Annotated in this window: 23 protein-coding genes; 18 read left to right on the forward strand and 5 right to left on the reverse strand. The window is 64.1% G+C overall.

Translation table 11 applies throughout. The annotated features are described in order from the left end of the window. Positions 1-146: 146 nt before the first annotated feature. Genes ACFWXH_RS30295 through ACFWXH_RS30305 form a run of 3 tightly spaced genes read right to left on the reverse strand, consistent with a single transcriptional unit; the run spans position 147 to position 3,817 of the window. Entirely contained in the window at positions 147-1,169 is a 1,023-nt protein-coding gene (locus ACFWXH_RS30295; RefSeq protein WP_379125132.1) for a Gfo/Idh/MocA family protein, read from the reverse strand. Continuing rightward, on the reverse strand, positions 1,166-2,362 hold the full coding sequence (gene uxuA, locus ACFWXH_RS30300) for a mannonate dehydratase (protein WP_379125134.1): 1,197 nt from the start codon (positions 2,360-2,362) through the stop codon (positions 1,166-1,168). Before uxuA ends, ACFWXH_RS30295 begins: the two co-directional genes overlap by 4 nt. Continuing rightward, positions 2,363-3,817: a mannitol dehydrogenase family protein gene (locus tag ACFWXH_RS30305; protein ID WP_379125136.1), complete on the reverse strand. Its 1,455-nt coding sequence runs from the start codon at positions 3,815-3,817 to the stop codon at positions 2,363-2,365. A gap of 214 nt (positions 3,818-4,031) precedes the next feature. Between ACFWXH_RS30305 and uxaC the strand changes: the two genes are divergently transcribed. The 17 genes from uxaC to ACFWXH_RS30390 all read left to right on the forward strand — a co-directional run bounded on the left by uxaC (position 4,032) and on the right by ACFWXH_RS30390 (position 19,965). Then, positions 4,032-5,456, forward strand: a complete 1,425-nt coding sequence (uxaC, locus tag ACFWXH_RS30310) for a glucuronate isomerase (protein WP_379125138.1) — start codon at positions 4,032-4,034, stop codon at positions 5,454-5,456. Between the two features lie 23 nt (positions 5,457-5,479). Continuing rightward, complete coding sequence (locus ACFWXH_RS30315) at positions 5,480-6,457, forward strand: TRAP transporter substrate-binding protein (RefSeq protein WP_379125140.1); 978 nt, start codon at positions 5,480-5,482, stop codon at positions 6,455-6,457. Between the two features lie 59 nt (positions 6,458-6,516). After that, entirely contained in the window at positions 6,517-7,077 is a 561-nt protein-coding gene (locus ACFWXH_RS30320; RefSeq protein ID WP_054312053.1) for a TRAP transporter small permease, read from the forward strand. A 4-nt stretch (positions 7,078-7,081) separates the two neighbouring features. Beyond that, entirely contained in the window at positions 7,082-8,362 is a 1,281-nt protein-coding gene (locus ACFWXH_RS30325) for a TRAP transporter large permease (RefSeq protein ID WP_379125141.1), read from the forward strand. An 11-nt stretch (positions 8,363-8,373) separates the two neighbouring features. Further along, positions 8,374-9,147: a FadR/GntR family transcriptional regulator gene (locus tag ACFWXH_RS30330; RefSeq protein WP_379125142.1), complete on the forward strand. Its 774-nt coding sequence runs from the start codon at positions 8,374-8,376 to the stop codon at positions 9,145-9,147. Positions 9,148-9,173: 26 nt separating this feature from the next. Beyond that, on the forward strand, positions 9,174-10,019 hold the full coding sequence (kduI, locus tag ACFWXH_RS30335) for a 5-dehydro-4-deoxy-D-glucuronate isomerase (RefSeq protein ID WP_379125143.1): 846 nt from the start codon (positions 9,174-9,176) through the stop codon (positions 10,017-10,019). Next, complete coding sequence (gene kduD, locus ACFWXH_RS30340; RefSeq protein ID WP_379125145.1) at positions 10,016-10,780, forward strand: 2-dehydro-3-deoxy-D-gluconate 5-dehydrogenase KduD; 765 nt, start codon at positions 10,016-10,018, stop codon at positions 10,778-10,780. Before kduI ends, kduD begins: the two co-directional genes overlap by 4 nt. Positions 10,781-10,820: 40 nt before the next feature. After that, complete coding sequence (locus tag ACFWXH_RS30345; RefSeq protein WP_379125176.1) at positions 10,821-11,141, forward strand: cupin domain-containing protein; 321 nt, start codon at positions 10,821-10,823, stop codon at positions 11,139-11,141. Positions 11,142-11,457: 316 nt separating this feature from the next. Continuing rightward, positions 11,458-12,675, forward strand: coding sequence for a molybdopterin-dependent oxidoreductase (locus ACFWXH_RS30350; protein ID WP_379125147.1), 1,218 nt, complete (start codon positions 11,458-11,460; stop codon positions 12,673-12,675). A gap of 11 nt (positions 12,676-12,686) precedes the next feature. After that, positions 12,687-12,992 carry a cytochrome c gene (locus ACFWXH_RS30355; protein ID WP_379125148.1) on the forward strand — a complete coding sequence of 102 codons (306 nt, stop codon included), beginning with the start codon at positions 12,687-12,689 and terminating at the stop codon, positions 12,990-12,992. 100 nt (positions 12,993-13,092) lie between these two features. Continuing rightward, positions 13,093-13,626: an RNA polymerase sigma factor gene (locus ACFWXH_RS30360; protein WP_379125149.1), complete on the forward strand. Its 534-nt coding sequence runs from the start codon at positions 13,093-13,095 to the stop codon at positions 13,624-13,626. Next, the gene (locus ACFWXH_RS30365) at positions 13,623-14,387 is read left to right on the forward strand and encodes an anti-sigma factor family protein (protein ID WP_379125150.1); all 765 of its coding nucleotides are present in this window, start codon (positions 13,623-13,625) and stop codon (positions 14,385-14,387) included. Before ACFWXH_RS30360 ends, ACFWXH_RS30365 begins: the two co-directional genes overlap by 4 nt. Before the next feature lie 546 nt (positions 14,388-14,933). Beyond that, on the forward strand, positions 14,934-15,956 hold the full coding sequence (locus ACFWXH_RS30370; protein WP_379125151.1) for a putative 2-aminoethylphosphonate ABC transporter substrate-binding protein: 1,023 nt from the start codon (positions 14,934-14,936) through the stop codon (positions 15,954-15,956). A 111-nt stretch (positions 15,957-16,067) separates the two neighbouring features. Beyond that, positions 16,068-17,222, forward strand: a complete 1,155-nt coding sequence (locus ACFWXH_RS30375; protein WP_379125152.1) for a putative 2-aminoethylphosphonate ABC transporter ATP-binding protein — start codon at positions 16,068-16,070, stop codon at positions 17,220-17,222. Position 17,223: 1 nt separating this feature from the next. Further along, positions 17,224-19,236, forward strand: a complete 2,013-nt coding sequence (locus tag ACFWXH_RS30380) for a putative 2-aminoethylphosphonate ABC transporter permease subunit (protein ID WP_379125153.1) — start codon at positions 17,224-17,226, stop codon at positions 19,234-19,236. A gap of 90 nt (positions 19,237-19,326) precedes the next feature. Beyond that, on the forward strand, positions 19,327-19,608 hold the full coding sequence (locus ACFWXH_RS30385; RefSeq protein WP_379125154.1) for a type II toxin-antitoxin system RelE/ParE family toxin: 282 nt from the start codon (positions 19,327-19,329) through the stop codon (positions 19,606-19,608). A gap of 51 nt (positions 19,609-19,659) precedes the next feature. Beyond that, positions 19,660-19,965, forward strand: a complete 306-nt coding sequence (locus ACFWXH_RS30390) for a HigA family addiction module antitoxin (RefSeq protein WP_379125155.1) — start codon at positions 19,660-19,662, stop codon at positions 19,963-19,965. Positions 19,966-19,973: 8 nt separating this feature from the next. Here the strand turns inward: ACFWXH_RS30390 and ACFWXH_RS30395 are convergent, their stop codons facing one another. After that, on the reverse strand, positions 19,974-20,831 hold the full coding sequence (locus ACFWXH_RS30395; RefSeq protein ID WP_379125156.1) for a mechanosensitive ion channel family protein: 858 nt from the start codon (positions 20,829-20,831) through the stop codon (positions 19,974-19,976). Positions 20,832-21,049: 218 nt separating this feature from the next. Here ACFWXH_RS30395 and ACFWXH_RS30400 point away from each other — a divergent pair, with 218 nt between their 5' ends. Next, the gene (locus ACFWXH_RS30400; protein ID WP_379125157.1) at positions 21,050-21,466 is read left to right on the forward strand and encodes a nuclear transport factor 2 family protein; all 417 of its coding nucleotides are present in this window, start codon (positions 21,050-21,052) and stop codon (positions 21,464-21,466) included. A 47-nt stretch (positions 21,467-21,513) separates the two neighbouring features. Here ACFWXH_RS30400 and ACFWXH_RS30405 read toward each other — a convergent pair whose 3' ends face one another. Continuing rightward, the gene (locus ACFWXH_RS30405; protein WP_379125158.1) at positions 21,514-22,995 is read right to left on the reverse strand and encodes a PLP-dependent aminotransferase family protein; all 1,482 of its coding nucleotides are present in this window, start codon (positions 22,993-22,995) and stop codon (positions 21,514-21,516) included. Positions 22,996-23,019 lie beyond the last annotated feature (24 nt).

Here is a 23,019-nt window from a genome sequence, read left to right on the forward strand (position 1 = left end):
GAGAGCAGATCGCCGACGTTGTGCCGGCAAATCCCCTCTCTTGCGATTTCTAGCACTTAGACTGCGCCGCCCTGCGGGCGTGCTCGCTAAGATGCTGAAATCGCTTTCTCCCCCGCAAGGGGGGAGATATCAGCGCCGCGTTCCTCTCAACCCTGCACCTTCCGCAGCCGCCCACTTTCGGAAGACGCCAGCAGCGCCTCGATCAGGCGATGCACCTTCAGCGCCTCGCGGCCGCTGACCTTCGGTTCCCGGCCTGTCGCCATGGCGTCGAGGAAATCGCCCAGCACCGCGCGGTGGTGCTGGTGGGAAAACGCCATCGGATCGGCGCCGGTGCCGCCGCCGGGCGCTTCGTCCTCGAGCTGGAATTCGCTGCCGTCATGGAAAGCGGCCGACAGCCTCGTGCCTTCCAGCCGTGCCATGCCCTTGGTGCCGATGATGTCGATGGCGTCCGGGTGGCCGGGATAGGCCGCGGTGGTGGCGGTGACGGAGCCGATGGCGCCGTTTGCGAAGCGCATGGCGCCGGCCACCAGGTCCTCGGTCTCCATGCGATGCACCGGGCTCGTCACCGCGTAGGCGGTGACCTCTTCCGGCGCGCCGGCCACCGCGATCAAAAGGTCAAGCGTGTGGATCGCCTGGGTCAAGAGCACGCCGCCGCCGTCGCGTGCCCTGGTGCCGCGCCCGGGCTGGTCGTAGTAGTCTTGAGGGCGCCAGTTGTTCAGGCGCGCGGAGGCGCTGACGACCGTGCCCAGCCGGCCACCGCTGACCAGCTCGGCCAAAGCGGCGCCGGTCGGGCGGAAGCGGTGCTGCAGCACCATGCCGAGCCTCACCCTGGCTTCCTCCGCCGCTGCCACCAGCGCCTCAGCACGCGCCAGGCTGATTTCCAGCGGCTTCTCCAGCAGGATGTGCTTGCCGCTTGCGGCCGCGCGCCGCACCAGGTCGAGATGCGTGTTGGGCGGCGTCAGCAGCAGCACGGCATCGATGCCGCGGTCGTCGAAGATCGCGGCAGGGTCATCGCAGGTCGGCAGGCCGTAGCTTTTCGCGAAAGCCTCGCGGCGCGTTCGTGTCGGGCTGTAGGCGGCGGCAACCTCGACGCGGTCGGCAAGGTCGAGCAGGCTTCTGGCATGCGGCGCTGCCGCCATGCCGAGGCCGATCACGCCGATCCGGCTCATCGGCCAGCCTCGGCCGGAATACCAAAGGTCTCGAAGCTGCGCATGATGCCGCGCAGCTCGGCCAGGCCCTTCAGGCGGCCGATGCAGGAATAGCCGGGGTTCACCTTCTTGCCGATGTCGTCGACGATGGCGTGGCCGTGGTCGGGCCGCATCGGGATCTGCCAGTCGGCGCGCCCTTCCGCCTTGCGCCGCACTTCCTCCCGCATCAGCGCCGCCACCAGGCGCACCATGTTGGTGTCGCCTTCCAGGTGCTCGGCTTCGTGGAAGGAGCCGTCAGGCTCCTTCGTCACATTGCGCAGATGCGCGAAATGGATGTCGGGGGCGAACTCGCCGGCCATGGCGACAAGATCGTTGGCGGGGTTGGCGCCGTAGGAGCCGGCGCACAGCGTCAGCCCGTTCGACGGCGAGCGACAGGCGTCGAGCAGCTTGCGCGCGTCGACCGCCGTCGAGACGACGCGCGGCAGACCGAAGATCGGGAACGGCGGATCGTCGGGATGGATCGCCATGCGCACGCCGGCCTCTTCCGCCACCGGCACGATCTCGCGCAGGAAGGCGAAGAGGTTGTCGCGGAAACCCTCCAGCGAGATGTCGCGATAGACGTCGAGCGCGCGCCGGAAGCTGTCGCGGTCGAAGATGAATTCCCGCGCCGGCACCCAGCCGATCAGGTTCTGCTCCAGTGTCGCGAGCTTGCTTTCGCTCATCCCGGCCAGGCGTTTGCGCGCGGCCTCGATGCGCTCGGGCGAATGGTCGGCCTCGGCGCCGGCGCGCTTCAGCACCAGCACGTCATAGGCGCAGAAGTCGACCGCATCGAAGCGCAGTGCCGTGCCGCCATGCGGCATCGCGAAATCGAGGTCGGTGCGCGTCCAGTCGGTGATGGCCATGAAGTTGTAGCAGATCGTGCGGATGCCGGCCCTGGCGACGGCGCGGATCGACTGCTTGTAGTTTTCGATCCAGTCGCGATAGCGGCCGGTGCGGGTCTTGATCTCTTCGTGCACGACGATGCTCTCGACCACCGGCCAGGTCAGGCCGGCCCGTCCGATCTCCTGCTTGCGTCTGGCGATCTCGTCGTCCGGCCAGACGCGGCCATCGTTCATGTGGTGCAGCGCGCTGACGATGCCGGTGGCGCCGGCCTGTGTGACATGTGCGAGAGTGACCGGATCGTCGGGCCCGAACCAGCGCCAGGTCTGTTCCATTTATTTCCCCGCTACAGTTGCGATTGCGGCACCGATACCGGTGCCGCGGATGGTGTCGAGATGGGCGCTGACCGCCCTTTGCAATGCGGGCCGTTCCGCTTGCCCGGAAGCAAAACCGCTGCGGTCGAACACCTGCGAGACCGTGTCGGCGGCGGAGCCGGCAAATATCATCGCGAGCTGCGTGTCGAGCGGATCGGTGAACAGGCTGGCGTCGAGCGTGCGGCCGCGCGCCTCGCAGGCCGCGATCCAGGCGGCGATGGCCAGCGTCAGGTGATCGACCGGTGCGCCGCGCCGAAGCTGTTCGACAGCCGTCGCCACGATGCGTTGCGGCAGTTTCTGGCTGCCGTCATTGGCGATCTGCGCGGTGCGGTGCTGCAGGGCAGGATTGTCGTAGCGGTCGGTCAGCTTCCCGACATAGGCCTGAGGGTCGAGGCCGGCATTGCCCGGCAGGGTGGGAATGGCCTCGGCCCACAGGCCGTGCACGAAACGCCGGATCGCCGGGTCGCCGAACGCATCCGCCACCGTCTCGTGGCCGGAAAGCAGGCCGAGATAGGCAATCGCCGAATGCGAGCCGTTGAGCAGGCGAAGCTTCATGTCCTCGAAGGGGCGGACGTCGTCCACCATGGTGACCCCGAAGCGCTCCCAAGCCGGGCGGCCCGCCGGAAAGCGATCCTCGACCACCCATTGGCTGAACGGCTCGGTGCGCACCGGCCAGGCATCCGTCACGCCGAGCGCGGCGGCGATATGGGCGCGGTCGGCGTCGGTCGTCGCCGGCACGATACGGTCGACCATGCTGGACGGAAAGGCGATCGACCGTTCGATATGGACGGCAAGCTTCTTGTCGCGGGCCCCGGCGAATTCGAGCAGCAGGCGGCGCACCGTCTCGCCATTGGCCGGCAGGTTGTCGCAGCACAGCACGGTGAACGGCGCCGTCCCCTGCCGGCGGGCGATGGCCTCGGTGAGGAAGCCGTAGACGGTCTTGGGGCGGTCGTGATGGGCGAGGTCCCACACGATGTCGGCATGGGTGAAGTCGAGGTCTCCCGCCGCATTGCGCAGATAAGCCTTTTCGGTGACGGTCAGCGTGACGATGCGCACCGACGGCAGGCAGAGCGCCTCCAGCAGCCTTGCCGGATCCTCAGGGGCGACGAGCAGCGACAGGATCGAGCCGACGACGCGCAACTCCTCGCCCTCGCCACCGCGCACTGCCAGTGTATAGAGGCCGTCCTGCGGCGCCAGCGCATCGCGTGTGTCCGTGCTGCGCAGCGAGGCGCCGACGATGCCCCAGCCGGTTTCGCCGGCGGCCAGGCAATCGTCGACATAGACGGCCTGGTGCGCGCGATGGAAGGCGCCGACGCCGAGATGCACGATGCCCGGCGTTACCGCCGAACGATCGTAGCGCGGGCGCCCGATATCCGCCGGCAAAGCAGCGAGCGATGCATTGGACAGGCCCGTCATGCGACGGCTCGCTTTGTCATGGCATTCCTCCCCGAAGCCGCTGTTTCGGATTTCGCTGAAAACCCGGCCATACGCAACGTCATGTCCGTTGCGTACACCGAGGTCCGGAAAGGTGCAACAAAGTTATCATACAACATGACAGTTTTTGTATGTTGACATTACTTCGTGCTGATCCTAGCCATTAAAGCGCCGAAGGAGGAGCGGCACGGTCACCATGAACTCGCCCGTTGCCAGTTCACTTGTCGATCCGGACTTGCTGTTTCCGGCCGAGCCGTCGGTCCGCCGGATCGCGCGCGACCTCTACGGCCTCGTCAAATCCCTTCCGATCGTCAGCCCGCACGGCCATACCGAGCCGCGCTGGTATGCGCTCAACGAGCCGTTCCCGGACCCGGCGCAGCTTCTGATCGTGCCGGACCACTATGTTTTCCGCATGCTGTTCAGCCAGGGCATCCGGCTGGAAGACCTTGGTGTGCCGACGCTCGACGGCGCGCCGGTGGAGACCGACGGCCGCAGGATCTGGCGCCTGTTCGCCGAGAACTATTTTCTGTTCCGCGGCACGCCGACCCGGCTGTGGTTCGACCATGTGCTGACCGATCTCTTCGGCATCACCGAACCGCTGAGCGCGGCGAATGCCGACCGCCACTACGACACCATCGCCGAATGCCTGCAGCGCGAGGAGTTCCGGCCGCGCGCGCTGTTCGAGCGTTTCAACATCGAGGTGATCGCCACCACCGACGGCGCGCTGGACGATCTTGCCTGGCACCGGCAGATCCGCGACAGCGGCTGGCAGGGCCGTGTCGTATCCGCCTACCGACCGGACGCGGTGGTGGATCCCGATTTCGAAGGCTTCGCCGGCAATCTCGACCGCCTCGGCGAGATCACCGGCTGCGATACCGGCAGCTGGGCCGGCTACCTCGATGCGCACCGCCAGCGCCGCGGCTATTTCAAGAGCTACGGTGCCACCTCGACCGATCACGGCCATGCCACGGCCGACACCGCCAATCTTTCGGCGACCGCCGCCCAGGAACTGTTCAACCGCATCCGCGCCGGTTCGACCGACGAGCGCGAGCGCCGGCTGTTCCGCGCCCAGATGCTGACCGAGATGGCGAAGATGAGCCTCGACGACGGGCTGGTGCTGCAGATCCATCCGGGTTCCTGGCGCAACCATTCGCCCGCCATGCTCAAGCGCTTCGGCCGCGACAAAGGCTTCGACATCCCGAACCGCACCGACTATGTCGCGGCGCTGAAGCCGCTGCTCGACGCGGTCGGCCTCGAACGCGACCTCACCGTCATCCTCTTCACGCTGGACGAGACGAGCTACGCGCGCGAACTGGCGCCGCTGGCCGGCGTCTATCCGGCGCTGCGGCTCGGCCCCGCCTGGTGGTTCCACGACAGCCCGGAAGGCATGCGCCGCTTCCGCGAGATGACCACCGAAAGCGCGGGCTTCTACAACACCGTCGGCTTCAACGACGACACCCGCGCCTTTCCATCCATACCGGCCCGCCACGACGTGGCGCGCCGGGTCGACTGCGCCTTTCTCGCCCGCCTCGTTTCAGAGCATCGCCTGAGGGAGGACGAGGCGCGCGAGCTGGCGCCGGAGCTGGCCTATGCGCTGGCAAAGAGGGCGTACCGACTCTAGCGAATAATAAATGGGAGGAACCAATGCTGCATTTTTCCAAATTGGCCGGGGCCGCGCTGCTTGCCGCATCGCTGATGACCGGAACGGCACTTGCCCAGACGGTGCTGAAATCGTCCGACACGCATCCCGATGGCTATCCGACCGTCGAGGCCGTCAAATATTTCGGTGAGCTGGTCAAAGAGCGCACGGCCGGCCGTTATGCGGTCGAGGTCTACCACTCGGCCCAGCTCGGCGAGGAGAAGGACACGATCGAGCAGGTGCGTTCGGGCGTCATCGAGCTGAACCGCGTTTCCATGGCGCCCTTCAACGGCACGGTGAAGGAAACCATCGTTCCGGCGCTGCCCTACATCTTCCGCTCGGAAGACCACATGCACAAGGTGATGGACGGCGCCATCGGCGACCAGATCAAGGCGGCGTTCGAGCCGGCCGGACTGGTGGCGCTGGCCTTCTACGATGCCGGTTCGCGCTCCTTCTACAACAAGAGCAAGCCGATCAATTCGGTGGCCGACATGAAGGGGCTGAAGTTCCGCGTCATCCAGTCGGACATCTTCGTCGACATGGTGGCGGCCCTCGGCGCCAACGCCACGCCGATGCCTTATGGCGAAGTCTATTCGGCGATCGAAACCGGCGTCATCGACGGTGCCGAGAACAACTTCCCGAGCTACGACACCGCCAAGCATTTCGAGGTGGCCAAGAACTTCTCGCTCGATGAACACACCATCCTTCCGGAAGTGTTCGTGATGAACAAGGCCGCCTTCGACAAGCTGACGCCGGAAGACCAGGCGATCTTCAAACAGGCAGCCAAGGACAGCGTCGCCAAGCAGCGCGAATTGTGGGCCGCCAAGACCGCCGAGTCGCGCTCCAAGGTGGAAGCGGCGGGGGCCGCGATCACCTCTCCGGACAAGCAGGGCTTCATCGACGCCATGAAGCCCGTCTACGAAAAGCATATCACCGATCCGGTGCTGAAGAAGCTGGTCGAAGACGTTCAGGCCGTGCAGTGACGCAGCCGATGGGCGGGCCGGCGACCCGGCCTGCTCATCCCTTCCAGGGAAGCGAGACCATGCCTGCAAGACTGGAAAGAACGGCCAAGGCACTGTCCTGGCTGAGTACGCTGTCGCTCTGGCTGGCCGGCGCCGGCCTGGTGGTGATGACGGCGATCGTCGCCTGGCAGGTGTTCTGCCGCTACGTGCTGAACGACTCGCCGAGCTGGACCGAACCCGGCGCCGTCATGCTGATGAGCTGGTTCATCTTCCTGGGCGCCGCCGTCGGCGTGCGCGAGAACTATCATATGGGCTTCGATGTCCTGCTCTATGTCGTGCCGAGCGGCGGCAAGGCCTGGCTGCGCATGATCTCCGACACCGTCGCCTTCGCCTTCGGCGTCGGCATGGTCTGGTACGGGTCACAGCTCGTCATGCTGACCTGGAACACCACGCTGCCGTCGCTGCGCATCTCGGGTGGCTGGGACTACGTGCCGCTGGTCGTCGGCGGTGCCCTGGTCTGCCTGTTTTCGCTGGAGCGCATGGTGCTGAGGCTGGCGGGGCAGCCGATCGACGACATCCTCGACGAATTGCCGCCGGCGGAAGTCGCCGCCGAACTCGACACCGCCAAAGTGAAGGCCTGACGCGATGGAAATCCTGATCCTCTTCGGTGTCTTCACCCTGTTGATGCTGATCGGCACGCCGATCGCCTTCTGCCTCGGCGTGTCTTCCTTCGCCACGGTGCTCTATATGGGCCTGCCGCCGCTTGTCGTCTTCCAGCGGCTCAACTCCGGCATGAGCGTGTTCTCGATGCTGGCCATCCCGTTCTTCATCTATGCCGGCGACCTGATGGTGCGCGGCGGCATCGCGCAGAAGATCATCGCCTTCGCGGCCTCGCTGGTCGGCCATATCCGCGGCGGCCTCGGCCAGGTCAACATCGTCACCGCGACGCTGTTCGGTGGCATTTCCGGCTCCGCGGTGGCCGAGGCAGCGGCTGTCGGCGGCGTCATGATCCCGCAGATGAAGCAGCGCGGCTACGGCGCCGACTACGCCGTCAACGTCACCTCGATGGCGGCGCTGATCGCGCTGATGCTGCCGCCCTCGCACAACATGATCATCTATTCGATCTCGGCGGGCGGAAAGATCTCGATCGCCGACCTGTTCACCGCCGGCGTCATCCCCGGCCTGCTCTACGCGGCCGCCTTGATGGTGACCGCCTATTTCGTGGCGCGCTCGCGCGGCTATCCGACCGAACCGTTTCCCGGCTTCGCCAAGGTCGGCCAGTATTTCCTGATCTCGATCCCCGGCCTGCTTCTGATCGGCATCATCTTCGGCGGCGTGCGTTCGGGCGTGTTCACCGCCACGGAAAGCTCCTGCATCGCCGTGCTCTATGCGCTTGCGGTCACCACCTTCGTCTATCGCCGCATGACCTGGAACGACTTCGTGCACGCCACCTTCGGCGCGGTGCGCACCACGGCGATGGTGCTTCTGATCATCGGCATGGCGGCTGCCTTTTCCTGGCTGATGGCATTCATGCGCGTGCCGGCATCGCTGATTGCCTGGATGAACACGATCTCCGACAACCCGATCGTCATCCTGCTCCTGATCAACGTCCTGATGCTAGTGCTGGGCACCTTCATGGACATGGGGCCGACCATCATCATCTGCACGCCGATCTTCCTGCCGGTGGCGGTAGCCTATGGCATCGACCCGGTGCATTTCGGCGTCATCATGATCCTGAACTTCGGCATCGGGCTGAACACGCCGCCGGTGGGGGCAGTGCAGTTCGTCGCCTGCGCGGTCGGCAAGATCTCGGTGTGGGAGGCGATGCGCTCCATCTGGCCCTTCTATGCCGCCGGCCTCGTGGTATTAGGCCTGGTCACCTACATACCCGCGCTCTCGCTCTGGCTGCCGAGCGTATTCAGATAGGCATTTAAATCATGGCATCAGAAACCGTCGAAGACCTGCGCATCGAACGCAAACCCAAGCTCGCCGAGCGCGTGGTGGCGACCTTGCGCGCCCAGATCGTCGGCGGCCAGATCATGCCTGGCCAGAAGCTGCCGACGGAAGGGCAGATGACGGAGACCTTCGGCGTTTCGCGCACCGTGATCCGCGAGGCGATGGCAAGCCTTGCCGCCGACGGGCTGGTGGAATCCAGGCAGGGCGCCGGCGTCTTCGTGCTCGAGCATCCGGCGCTGACCTTTTCCTCCTTCAGCCAGGAGATCAAGAAGGTCAGCCAGGCGATCAACGTGCTGGAAGTGCGCATGGGCATCGAGATCGAGAGCGCGGGGCTGGCCGCCATGCGCCGCAACGCCGCGCAGGAGGCGCTGATCCAGGAAGCCTTCTTCGAATTCGACCGCCTGCTGCATCTCGGCGAACCCACCGGCAAGGCCGACTTCGCCTTCCACCGCGAGATCGCCTCGGCCACCAACAATCCGTTTTATGTCGAGATCCTCGATGCGCTCGGCGACCGCACCATCCCCTGCGACCGCGCCTCGCCCTGGTACTCGGTCGAGGTGCTGTCGAACGAATATCTGACCGGCCTGCAGCGCGAGCATCTCTCGATCCTGCAGGCCATTTCCGCCGGAGACGCGGATGCGGCCCGCGCAGCCATGCGCGCGCATCTGATCGCCGCGCAGGATCGCTACCGCCAGCGCCTCACCACCCAGCAGTCGGACTATCTGGCCGCCGGGAAATCACCAAAGAAGCCCTGACCGCAATCCAGAAAGAGCATCCCGACATGACAGCCACCAGCTATTCGTCCCGTTATGCCATCGACCCCAATGCCGCGGCGGCCATGGGCACGGACGAGTTGCGCCACAACTTCCATATCGGCGATCTCTTCCATGCCGGCGCGGTCCATCTCACCTACACCCATTACGACCGCATGGTCGTCGGCGGTGCGGTGCCGCTGGCAAGCCCGCTCGTGCTGGACGCGATCAAGCCGACCGGAACGAAGAACTTCCTCGACCGGCGTGAACTGATCGCCGTCAACATCGGCGGCGCCGGCACCGTGCAAGCCGGCAGCGAGAGCTTCCAGGCCGGCCCGCGCGACATGGTCTATGTCGGCAAGGGCACCGAAACGGTTTCTTTCGCTTCGGCCGATCCGCAGAACCCGGCGAAGTTCTACCTGCTGAGCGCGCCAGCGCATCAGGAGCTTCCGTCAAAGCTGATCCGTATCGCCGATGCCAGGCGGCTCGACCTCGGCAGCCAGCAGACCTCGAACGAACGCTCGATCTTCCAGTTCATCCATCCGGAAGGCGCGCGCACCTGCCAGCTTGTCGTCGGCATGACGCAGCTGGCGCCGGGCTCGGTGTGGAACACCATGCCTTGCCACGTCCATGACCGGCGCATGGAGGCCTATCTCTATTTCGATCTCGCTGACAGCGCGCGCGTGTTCCACTTCATGGGCGAGCCCGACGAGACCCGCCACATCGTCATGAAGAACGAGGAGGCGGTGCTGTCGCCGGGCTGGTCGATCCATTCCGGAGCAGGTACCTCTAACTACGCCTTCATCTGGGCGATGGCGGGCGACAATGTCGACTACACCGACGTCGACCCGGTCGATATCGGCGAACTGCGGTGAGCGATCTTTCCGCCTTCAGCCTGGAGGGCCAGCGCATCCTGGTGACCGGCGCTAACACCGGCATCGGCCAGGGCATCGCCATTTCTGTCGGCAAGGCCGGCGGTGCCGTTCTGGGTGTCGGCCGCTCGGCCATGGATGAGACCGCCGCTCAACTCGCGGCAATCGGCGCTTCCTTTTCGCCCACCACCTGCGACCTTGCCGATCACCAGGCTGCGGCGGCGATGCTGGACGCGGCCTGGGAAGAGCATGGGCCGATCGACGGCATCGTCAACAATGCCGGCATCATCCGCCGCGCTGACGCGATCGACTTCACCGAAGAGGACTGGGACGACGTCATGGACGTCAATCTGAAATCCCAGTTCTTCCTCACCCAGGCTTTCGCCCGCAAGCTGCTGGCCGCCAACCGAACGGGACGCGTCGTCAACATCGCCTCGATGCTGTCCTTCCAGGGCGGCATCCGGGTCGCGTCCTACACCGCCTCCAAGCACGGCGTGCTCGGCATCACCCGGCTGCTTGCCTGCGAATGGGCCGCCAGGGGCATCAACGTCAACGCCATCGCGCCCGGCTATATCGTCTCCAACAACACGGAGGCGCTGCGCAACGATCCCGACCGCAATGCCGCCATCCTCGGCCGCATTCCGGCCGGCCGCTGGGGCGAACCAGGCGACATCGGCGACGCCGCCGTGTTCCTGCTGGCGCCGGCTTCGAAATACATGCACGGCGCCGTGGTGCCGGTGGACGGCGGCTGGCTTGCGCGTTGACCTGCGACGTGAGGGAGTGTCGATTGTGAAAGAGACCGAGATGTTTTCCCGTGCGGTCGACCGCGAATGGACCGCCACGCCCGACGGCAACCGCCGCCGCGTGCTGGTCCATACCGACGAGCTGATGGTGGTCGAGTTCGGCTTCGAGAAAGGCGGCGTCGGCGCCCTGCATTCGCATCCCCATGTGCAGGCGAGCTATGTCGCCGAGGGACGCTTCGAAGTGACCATCGACGGCAAGGTGGAGACGCTGGGTGTGGGCGATAGCTTCATCGTGCCGTCGAACCTCGTCCACGGCGTGCGTGCGCTCGAGGCCGGCCGTCTCGTCGACAGTTTCACCCCGCACCGCGCCGATTTTGTCTAGGTCACTTCACCGCTTCACGGAAACGGCCACCCGCTGCTTGGCAATTGCCTGGTGAAGGGAACCCCCACCCCTAACCCTCCCCTCAAGGGGAGGGGGATTCCGCGGCAGCGCTTTCTTCTACGGTTATGGCCGAAGCGACGACCATATCGTTCCCCTCCCCCTTGAGGGGAGGGGTTAGGGGTGGGGGTATGCGACAGGCACGATGTCGCAGGACCTGGAGGGTCCCGGCCGATCTCCCGCGCAAATTTTTTTCTCAGCGCATGGAATATTCTGACTGCGGCACTCGTCTCCTCTGACACAAAAACTGGAGGAACGAATGATCAGCAGACGTCTGATGCTTAAGACCGCGGGTTCGGCTGCTCTTGGCGCTGCCGGCGGACTTGCTTTTTCGGGATTGGCGGCACGCGCTGCCGAAATCGCCACCTTGCCGTTTGCCAATGGCGAGCGCCCGCTGGTGAAATATCCGGGCAAGCGTGCGCTGATCGGGCAGACCGCGCGGCCGCCGCAGCTCGAAACACCATTCAGCGTCTTCAACGAAGGCCTCATCACACCCAACGACGCTTTCTTCGTGCGCTATCATCTGTCCGATGTTCCGCTCGACATCGATCCCGCAGCCTATCGCATCGAGGTCAAGGGCCTCGTCGACAAGCCCGTGTCACTTTCCCTCGATGCGTTGAAGTCGCTGCACGATCCGGTCGAGATGGTCGCCGTCCATCAATGCTCGGGCAACAGCCGCGGTTTCTTCGAGCCGCGCATGGGCGGTGGCCAGCTGGGCAATGGCGCCATGGGCAATGCGCGCTGGAAGGGCGTGCCGCTGAAAGCCGTGCTGGACAAGGCAGGGGTCAAGCCAGGTGCCGTGCAGGTGTCGTTCGGCGGGCTGGATGGGCCACCGCTGGCGGAAACGCCGGATTTCGCCAAGGCGCTCGACATCGACCATGCCCGCGACGGCGAGGTGATGATCGCCTACGCGATGAACGGCGAGGACCTTCCCTGGCTCAACGGGTTTCCCGTGCGGCTGGTCGTGCCGGGCTGGTACGGCACCTATTGGGTCAAGCACCTCAACGAGATCACGGTGCTGGACAAGCCGCTCGACAATTTCTGGATGAAGACCGCCTATCGCATCCCCGACAACGATTGCGCCTGCACCGAACCCGGCAAGCCGGCTGAAAAGACGGTTCCCATCAACAGGTTCAAGGTGCGCTCCTTCATCACCAGCGTGATGGAGGGCGACAAGGTTCAGGCGGAAGCGGCGCTCAAGCTGCGCGGCATCGCCTTCGACGGCGGCTCCGGCATCAAGGAGGTGGCCGTCTCGAGCGACGGCGGCAAGACCTGGCAGCCGACCGCCCTGGGCGAGGACCTTGGCAAATATTCCTTCCGTGAATGGACCGCCACCGTGAAGCTCGCCAAAGGCGAGCATGAGTTGCGGGTGCGTGCCACCTCCAACGAGGGCAAGACGCAACCTGAGAAGCAGCCCTGGAACCCTTCCGGCTACATGCGCAACGTCATCGAAACCACCAGGGTCGTCGCGGCTTGAGGAGGAAGATCATGAAACTCGTTTCCATCAAGGTCCTCGTTGTCGCCGCGGCCGCCATGCTGGCCGGCGGCTATGCCTTGGCCGATAGCTATGAATTGCCGGACGAAACCGCCGAGTTCAGGCCGGGGCCGGGTGTCGAACTGGCGCAGACCAACTGCACGGCATGCCATTCCGCCGACTACATCAACACCCAGCCGCCCCGGATGGGGGCTTCCTTCTGGGAGGCGGAGGTCAAGAAGATGAAGAAGACCTATGGTGCGCCTATTGAGGATGCAGACCTGAAGGGCATCGCCGATTATCTTTCCGCGACCTATTGAGAAGGACGCTGTAAGATCGAACACCGTAACCCAGCGCCCCGGGGCTGCCGCTTTCCTTTTCCATGGAGCGATGTCCGAGCGGGAAGCCAGGAAAGGAAAGATGCTGACGCGCGCACGCTTTGAGGAGCGCATCACGCGCCATCAGCAACGGCTCTACGGCTATGCGGTCGCCATTGCCCGCGACCACGACCGTGCGCGGGATCTGCTGCAGGATTGCCTGGTGCGCGCGGCCAGCGCCCGTGATCGTCCTGTTGCGGAACCCGCCTTCCGTGCCTGGCTCTTCACCATCATGCGCAACCTCTGGATAGACCAGATCCGCGCCGATCAGCGACGTTCGCAGGCCAATGAAACACTATGCGACATGATGTTGGGCATGCCCGTTTCGCTCGAAAGCGTGACGGTGGAAACATTCGCGCTCCGGCAGGCATTCGAGCGCCTTTCGCACGACCATCGGGAAGTGCTGGCGCTGGTCGATATTTCCGGATTCAGCTACCAGGAGGCCGCCGACCTGCTGAACGTTCCGCGCGGTACGGTGATGAGCCGGATCAGCCGCGCACGCGAGGCGCTGGGAAAGCTGCTGGCCGATGAGGCGCCGCGTGTCGTCCCCTTTTCAGGAAACGCAAGAAAAGCATGAACGATATCGATCGCGATCTTGAGGCACTGAATGCCTATGTGGACGGCGAATTGTCACCGGATGCGCAACGGCTGATGAGGGACCGCCTGGCCACGGACCCTGCTCTTGCCCACCGGTTCGAGCAGCTGGCACGATTGAAGAAACAGGTGCAGGGCCTCGGCTCGGAAATCGCGGTCGTGCAACTCCCGTCTCCCGGAGCGCGCATTTCGCCCGTCGGGATGGCCATCGCCGCGGCGGCGTTCTGCCTGATCTTTGCCGGCGGCTGGCTCGGCGCCGTGGCCTTTTCCAATCTCCAGACGCGGGCCTCCCCGGAAATTGCCCAGGCGCTGACCTTGCACGACCACTGGTCGGCCAAGGTCATGAATTCGTCCGTGCAGGCCACGCGCATCGATGACTTCCAGGCACCGGAATTGACCAAGGCGGACCTGACACTGGTGTCGTTGCGATCCGACGTGGGGATCTCCGGCATGCCGGCGATCCAGGCGAGTTATCAGGGACCGCATGGGTGCAGGCTCAGCCTGTTCCGCATTCCGCAAACGGGCTCGGATCAGGGCTTGCGCATCACCGATGACGGAAATGTCCAATCGGCCGTTTGGGCGAGCAAGTCGTTCCTCTACATAGCCGTGGCTCGCAGGCTGAACGTAACGCGTTTCGCGGTTCTGGCTGACGCGATGCAGGCCATGACGGCCAAGCCGGTCGATTCCGCGAGGCCGGACATGATGGCGGCACTGGAAGGGGCCCACCAACCCTGCACGGGATGAGGCGACAGAGGCAGTCCCTGCCTAGCAAAAAGGGGCATGAACGGTCAGCCTTGTTCTCCAGCGTTCCGGAATGGATCCCCGACACTCTCCAGTCGCTTCGCTCCTTCCGAGGTCGAGGATGACGGATTTCATGTGCTGTCGCGGCTAACGATCATCGTCGGCGCCCTGGAGTGACCTCGGATGTCGTCGTCAACGTTCGAGATTTGCCGGGGCGCTTTTACCTTCGTCATCCTCGACCTCGAAGCGACCGGAGGGAGCGGAGAGTGTCGGGGATCCATTCCGGAACGTGGACAAAAGCGCAGCAGTCCGTGCCCATCGTTTCGCACTTCGCTGCCGGCAAAGAGAACCAACGCCCCTCCATGACGGGCTCATGACAAACATCAGCTGAACCTATTCCACCATAGGATAAATAGATTTCACTTATCGTACTCCCCTCATCTAGAGTGGCTCATGGACGACGCGTGCCGGCATTCTCTGGGCCTGCACATTCTGAAAACGGCGTCCCAATGCATCGCAGAATGTGTCACCAGACGGGGAACTTTAATCATGAAATCTCGCACCCTATCCGTGCTTGCAGCGCTTGCCGCAACCTTCGTTGCCTCGACGGCGATCGCCGAGACCAACCTGACGGTCTACACCGCCATCGAGGCCGTCGACCTCGACCGCTACAAGGCAACCTTCGAGAAGGCCTATCCCGACATCAAGATCAACTGGGTGCGTGACTCCACCGGGGTGATGACAGCCAAGCTGCTGGCCGAGAAGGACAATCCGCAGGCCGATGTCGTCTGGGGCCTTGCCGCCACCTCGCTGCTGCTTTTGAAGAGCGAAGGCATGCTGGAGCCTTACGCGCCGGCCGGCGTCGACAAGCTCGACAAGCGTTTCGTCGACAGCGCCAATCCGCCGTCCTGGACCGGCATGGACGCCTATGTCGCCGCCATCTGCTTCAACACCGTGGAAGCGAAGAAGCTCGGCATCGCGGCGCCGAAAAGCTGGAAGGATCTGACCAAGCCTGAATTCAAGGGCCATGTCGTGATGCCGAACCCGAACTCCTCGGGCACCGGTTTCCTCGACGTTTCGGCCTGGCTGCAGATGTTCGGCGAGAAGGACGCCTGGGCCTTCATGGACGGCCTGCACCAGAACATCTCCGCCTACACGCATTCGGGCTCCAAGCCCTGCAAGATGGCCGGCGCCGGCGAGACGGTGGTCGGCGTTTCGTTCGAATTCCCCGGCGCGAAGGCCAAATCCGCCGGCGCGCCGATCGACATCATCTTCCCGGAGGAAGGCTCTGGCTGGGAAGCGGAAGCCACGGCCATCGTTGCCGGCACTGCCAATCTCGAGGCCGCCAAGAAGCTGGTCGACTTTGCGGTCTCGAAGGAGGCCAACGAAATGTACAATGAAGGCTACGCCGTGCTTGCCTATCCTGGCATCGCCAAGCCGGTCGAGCACCTGCCTGCCGATGTCGCCGACCACATGATCAAGAACGACTTCGAGTGGGCGGCCAACAATCGCAAGGCGGTGCTGGCGGAATGGGCAAAGCGCTACGACGCCAAGTCCGAGCCGAAGAGCTGAACATTCCAGCCGGGCGCCGCCAGAAGCGGCGCCCGTTTTGCAAGAGCAATTCCAGCAAAAGTGTGTAGCGGTTTTGCGTCCGGAATTGCGTGGGAACAGATGGGCCGCGAGATGAAACACGAGACCGTCACCGGAGCGGGCGCCGCTCCGATGCACTTTGAGCCGCAAGCCCCCGCGAAGCCCAGCTATCTGGCCATCGACCAGCTGTGGAAGGCGTTCGGCGACTTCGTCGCGCTGAAAGGCGTGTCGCTGGACATCAGGGAAGGCGAGTTCGTCTGCTTCCTCGGGCCCTCCGGCTGCGGCAAGACCACCTTGCTGCGCGCCATCGCTGGCCTCGATCTGCAGACGCGCGGCACGATCCGCCAGGCTGGCAGGGACATTTCCAACCTGCCGCCGTCGAAGCGCGACTATGGCATCGTCTTCCAATCCTATGCGCTGTTCCCGAACCTGACGATCGAGAAGAACATCGCCTTCGGCCTGGAGAATGCCCGGCGGCCGAAGGCCGAGATCCGGACGCGTGTCGCGGAACTGCTCGCTTTGGTCGGGCTGTCGGAACAGGCGAAAAAATACCCGGCCCAGCTTTCCGGCGGCCAGCAGCAGCGCATCGCGTTGGCTCGCGCCATGGCCGTCTCTCCGGGCCTGCTCCTGCTCGACGAGCCGCTGTCGGCGCTCGACGCCAAGGTGCGCGTCCATCTGCGCCACGAGATCAAGGAGCTGCAGCGCAAGCTCGGCGTCACCACCATCATGGTCACGCACGATCAGGAGGAAGCGCTCTCGATGGCCGACCGCATCGTGGTCATGAACCACGGCGTCATCGAGCAGGTCGGAACGCCGACCGAGGTCTACCGTCATCCCAACACCTTGTTCGTCGCCGACTTCATCGGCGAGACGAACCAGTTCCCGGCAAGGATGCTTCAGAACGACACGGTCGGGCTCGCCGGGACGGAACTGGCCTGCGCATCCTGCGAGGTGGCCCCGGGCAGCGACGTGACGGCGGTGATCCGACCGGTCGATATCATTCCCCATTCGCTCGACGGGCGCGAGGACATCAAGACACCGCAAAATCTGGTCGAGGTCACGGTCGAGGAGATGGAATTCCTCGGCGCTTTCTGGCGTTGCCGCCTGTCGTCCCCGCGCTTCGGAGAGCGTGTGCTGATCGCCGATTTCTCGATCAACGCGGTCCGCCGCCTGGGGATCGAGAAGGGCGGCGCCATGCGGGTCGAGCTGCCGCAGAACCGCGTGCTCGTTTTTCCGAAGGCGAGTTGAGATGAGCGCCGCAGCTCTCGTCCTTCCAACTGGGCGCGCGCCGCGCCTGCAGCTGTCGTCCGACGATGTCGTCAAGCGCGGGCTGATGCTGATCATCGCGCTCTATCTCGTGCTGGCGCTGGCCGCGCCGCTCTATGTGCTGCTGTCGAAGTCGATGTCGACCTACCGCTTCGACCTCAACGCCTTCGAGATTACGCGCAGCGACGAAAGCGGAACCGCCTTCGGCCCCGCGCGCACCGTCGCAGCACTCAACGCCGACGCGAAGGCGATCCCCGACGACCAGCTCGACACCGGCTCCGACGGGCGGCTGTCGCTGACCAAGCTCTACGAGGATTTCAGTTTCCGCAGCCCGGTCAAATACCGCATCCGCGGTACGAGCGACGAGGCCGCCTTCCTGGTCGGCTCGGACCTGAAACGCGGCACCGACTGGGTAGAGGTCGATTCCAATACCTTCCGCCGTGTCGTGCTGCGCCCGGCCCGCACAGTCGGCTTCGACAATTTCGTCGCCTATTTCTCGACGCCCTCGCTGGCGCAGGCGATCTGGAATTCCGTGCTGATGGGAGCGATCAGCACCGTGCTGGTCATCGCCATCGCCTTCGGCCTCGCCTATGCGATGAACCGCAGCCGTATGCGCTTCAAGGGCCTGTTCCGGCTGATCATGACGGTGCCGATCCTGGTGCCGTCGCTGCTGCCCGGCATCGCGCTCGTCTATCTGTTCGGCAACCAGGGCCTGTTGAAAGGCTGGATGATGGGCCATTCGATCTACGGGCCGATCGGCATCGTCATCGGCTCGGTCTTCTTCACGCTGCCGCACGCGCTGCTCATCATCTCGACCTCGCTCAGCGTCGCAGATGCGCGCCACTACGAAGCGGCGGCTGCCTTACGCGCCACGAAATGGCGAACCTTCTGGACGGTGACGGTGCCCGGCGCGCGCTACGGCGTCATCTCGGCGGCCTTCGTGGTCTTCACCATGGTCATCACCGATTTCGGCCTGCCCAAGGTCATCGGCGGCCAGTACAACATGCTCGCCGTGGATATCTACAAGCAGGTCATCGGGCAGCAGAATTTCGAGATGGGCGCGGTGGTGTCGGTGCTGCTCATCATCCCGGCCATCGCCGCCTTCTTCGTCGACCGCACCATCCAGAAGAAGCAGGTGGCGCTCCTGTCGGCCCGCTCGGTGCCTTACGAGCCGAAACCGAACCGTGGTTTCGACTGGGGCTGCTTTGCCTATTGCGCGCTGATCGCGGCTTTCATCCTGACCATGATCGGCGTGTGCCAGCTGGCGGCGATGGTGAAGTTCTGGCCCTATGATCTGACGCCGAGCCTGAAGAATTTCCGCTTCGACCTGATGGATGGCGGCGGCTGGGCCTCCTATCACAACTCCATCAAGATGGCGCTGCTGACCGCCTTCTTCGGCACCGTCATCGTCTTCACCGGCGCTTATATGGTGGAGAAGAGCGACGGCTTCCGCAGCGGGCGTTCCCTGTTCCAGTTCCTCGCCATGCTGCCCATGGCGGTGCCCGGCATGGTGCTGGGTCTGGCCTACATCTTCTTCTTCAACAACCCGGCCAATCCGCTGCATGTCATCTACGGCTCGATGGCCATCCTGGTGATCTGCACGATCACCCATTTCTACACCGTCTCGCATCTCACCGCGCTGACGGCGCTGAAGCAGATGGACCGCGAGTTCGAGCCGGTGGCGGCTTCGCTGAAACAGCCTTTCCACAAGCTGTTCTTCCGCGTCACCCTGCCGGTCTGCCTGCCGGCGATCCTCGACATCTCGATCTACCTATTCGTCAACGCCATGACGACGGTGTCGGCCGTGGTCTTCCTCTATTCGACGCAGACGCAGCTCGCTTCGGTGGCCGTGCTCAACATGGACGATGCCGGCGACGTCGCGCCCGCAGCCGCCATGGGCATGATGATCTTCTACACCAACATCGCCGCCCGCCTGATCCACGCGGCCGTCTCGCGCTTCCTGCTGTCGCGCACACAGGTCTGGCGGGGGAGGTAAAGTAGGCGCCCGGAGAGGCGGCAGGGGCTTTCGTATCGCAGGGTGATACTTCCTACTTGACGAAATAGCGTATCGCGCTATGATACGTTCGTGATTAAGAGCTTCAAAGATAGGAAAACTGAAGCTGTTGCAGTGGGCAACGCGCCCAAGGGTTTTCCGTCCGATCTAATCCGTGCTGCTCAAAGAAAGCTGTTCATGATCGAACAGGCGGTTGAGCTGAAAGACCTGGCCTCACCGCCCGGCAACAAACTTCATCCCCTCAAGGACAATCGTGAGGGACAACACGCCATCCGCATCAATGATCAGTTTCGGATCTGTTTTCGTTGGGTTGATGGCCATGCAGAGGATGTCGAAATCACAGACTACCATTAGAGAGACTGCTCATTCCGGGGCTGACCACCCTTTGGACAAGGACCACGACCAATGACCGCCATGACCCCGTTCCACCCTGGGGAGATACTCCGCGAGGAATATCTCGTCCCCCTCGGCCTCAAGCCTTACACGCTTGCGAAGCATCTTCGTGTGCCGCGCACTCGGATCGAGCGGCTTGTCGCCGAGCACACACCGGTGACTCCTGATACCGCCCTTCGGTTGGCGAAGTTCTTCGACACGACCCCGCAGTTCTGGATGAACATGCAGGCAGCCTTCGATCTTGCCGCCGCAGCAACTGCCAAGAAGGAAGAGATCGCCGCAATCGACAACTATGCCGAGACGCGCCACGCTGCCTAGGCAACACCTCAGCCCGCGCCCTTGGCCACTTCGCGATAAACGATCTCCTGCTGCGGGTACGGTATCGAGATGCCCTTCTCGTCGAAGGCGAGCTTGGCTGCCTTGGTCATGTCGAACCGTGTCGTCAGATAGTCCCCTGCAGACGTCCAGTACCGCAGCGTCACGCTGACCGAGCTTGCGCCGAGTTCCGATACCGATGCGCTGGGTGCCGGGTCGCGAAGGATGCGTTTGTCCTTCGCGGCAAGGTCCAGCATGGTCTTCTGGGCCAGGTCGATGTCGTCGTCGTAGCCGATGCCGATGATCAGGTCGTTGCGGCGCACCTTGTTGCGGTTGAAGTTGTAGACCGGCTCGCTCCACAGCGTGGAATTCGGGGCCAGGATATACACGCCTTCGATGGTGCGCAGCCGCGTGGCGAAAAGACCGATATCTTCGACTGTGCCTTTGACGGTACCGGCCTCGATATACTCGCCGACACGCAGCGGCCTGAGCGCCAGCAGCATGAGGCCCGCGGCGATGTTCTGCAGGGTACCTTGCAGCGCCAGGCCTACGGCCAGCCCGATCGCGCCGATGGCGGCAATGATCGAAGCCGTCTGGACCCCGAACTGGCCGAGCACCATGACGATGAAGAGCGCCAGCACCACATAGCGGCCGATCTTTGCGAAGAACTGAGCCAATGTCTGATCGAAGCCGGGAACACGACCGATAGCGCCTTTCAGCGCACGCTCGATCACTCCCGCCAGGAAATAGCCGAGAAGGAGCAGGATGATCGCGCCCAGCACCGAAAAGGCGTAGGTCACGGCCAAACCGCTCAACTGCTGGAATCCGGTTTGAAAGGCGTCGATCGCCTGCCGCGTTTGGTTCTCCATCGTGTCTCTCCCTCCTGCAAAATCGCGACGACGATGCCGCCGCATGCTGAAATGAACCGCATGTAAGAACGAGAGCTAAGCGTCCGAATGGGGCCTCAGTCGGGCAGCCGGGGCGCAGGATGGCTTGCTCTTTCCAAGTTCGACGGGAAACGGGTGGCGGCAATCATGCCGTGGCTGCATTCATCGCGCGCATCGAGCAATGATGGAGCTACACCGGAATGGATTGCGACTGTACGGACGCCATGCCTCTGCTGAAGCGCATGTTTGAAGTCGAACTGGGATTTCTCAGATCGGATGAGAAGGATGTCCGGAGCCTCGCCAGGGCCTTTCATCCCGATGTGGTCGTGCACGAACCCGCATCCTTGCCCTATGCCGGAGACTGGAAGGGGCTGGAAGGAATTGCCGCTCTGCTCGGCAGGATGAGCGAGGTCTGGAGCGACATGGCGGTCGCGGACATGACGGCGGCCCGCGTCGAGGACACCGTCTTCATGTCGTGCACGCTGAAGCTCACCTCGCGCGCCACCGGCGCCGTCATCGAACAGCCTTTCGCCGAGGTCCTGCACTTCAGGAACGGGCTGCTGCTCGACGGCACGCCGTTCTACCACGACACCGCCGGGATCGTCGCGGTCGTGTGACAGCAGCCCATGCCGGAACGACAGGGCGGGAAAACCGTGCTGCCTGTTCAGGGTGCAAGCAGCACATCGATCCGTGCACGCGTGCGTGCCACGCCCTCGACGATCCGGTCCTTGTCGATCGAGGAATAGCCCATGCGGAAGAAGCGGCAGGGGCCGGCGGCGTCGGGGAAGAAGGGCGAGCCGGATTCGATCAGCACGCCGTCCTGTCTCAGCTCCGCCATCAACAGGTCCGCATCGAGCCCTTCGGGACCTTCCACCCAGAATGACGTGCCGCCGAACGCCGAGGAGCCTGCTATGGTGAAGCCATGGCGCTTCAGCGCGTCGGCCATGACGATGTGGCGCTTGTGGTATTCGCCGCGCATGCGGTGCAGCACCGCGTCATGGTGGCCGAGCGCCAGGAAATAGGCGGCGGTACGCTGCAGATGGCCGGGTGGATGGCGCAGCATCAGCGAGCGCAGTGCGCGTGCCTCGCGGATCACCGGTGCCGGCGCCACCAGATAGCCAAGCCTCAGGCCCGGAAACAGCGATTTCGAAAACGAGCCGATGTAGAGAACGCGGCCGCTGCGGTCGAAGGCCTTCAGCGCCGGCGAGGGCGGCGCCAGGAAACTCATCTCGAATTCGTAGTCGTCTTCGATGATGACGAAATCCTGCTCGGCCGCGGCTTCGAGCAGGTGTTGCCGGCGTTCGATCGGCATCGTCGCCCCGGTCGGCGAATGGTGGCTCGGTGTCACGAACACGGCATTGACGCCGGCCGGAATCGCCTCCGGCGGCAGGCCTTGCCTGTCGACGTCGATCGCCGTCACCCGCGCGCCGCTCAGCACCAGCGAGGCGCTCATGTCGGGGTGGCAGGGGTTCTCGCACGCGGCATGCGCGTCCCGGTTCAGCAGCAGCCGCGTGACGATCCACAGCGCGTTCTGCGCTCCCACCGTCACCAGGATCTCGTCGGGATGTGCGCGGATGCCTCGGCTGGGCAGAGTGCGCGAGCAGATGTAGTTGACCAGGAGCACGTCATCGGCGGCGGCGAAATCGCCCGCCATCAGTTCGAAATCCTCGCGCGACAGCGCGCGCCTCGCGCAGTCGCGCCAGGCATTGAGGTCGAACAGGGAAGGATCCATCTGGCCATACAGGAACGGGTAGGGGAAGCGCCGCCAGTCCAGCGGCTTCAGCATCTGCTTGGCGACGATGAAACTGGATCGCAGCTTCGTCGACCAGTCGACGACATCGTCCGCGGCCTCGGGCGTCTCGGCCGTGATCAGCCTGATCGGCGGATTGTCCGATATGCGATAGGCGCTGCGGCTCGCCGCATCGACATAGCCTTGCGAAGCAAGCTCCTGATAGGCCAGCGTCACGGTGATGCGCGAGATGTTGAGATAGTCGGCCAGCTTGCGCGTCGACGGCAGCTGCGCGCCGGGCTGGATGCGGCCGGCCAGCACCGCCGACACCACCGTCTCGCGGATCTGCGCCTGCAGGCCGACCCGGCTGGCGCGGTCGAGGAAGAACACCGTTTCTGAAACCGTCGGATGCGCCATGGGAGCCTTCAGGTTGATCGCGGG

It is taken from the genome of Mesorhizobium sp. NPDC059054, from assembly GCF_042739215.1.
GTDB lineage: Bacteria > Pseudomonadota > Alphaproteobacteria > Rhizobiales > Rhizobiaceae > Mesorhizobium.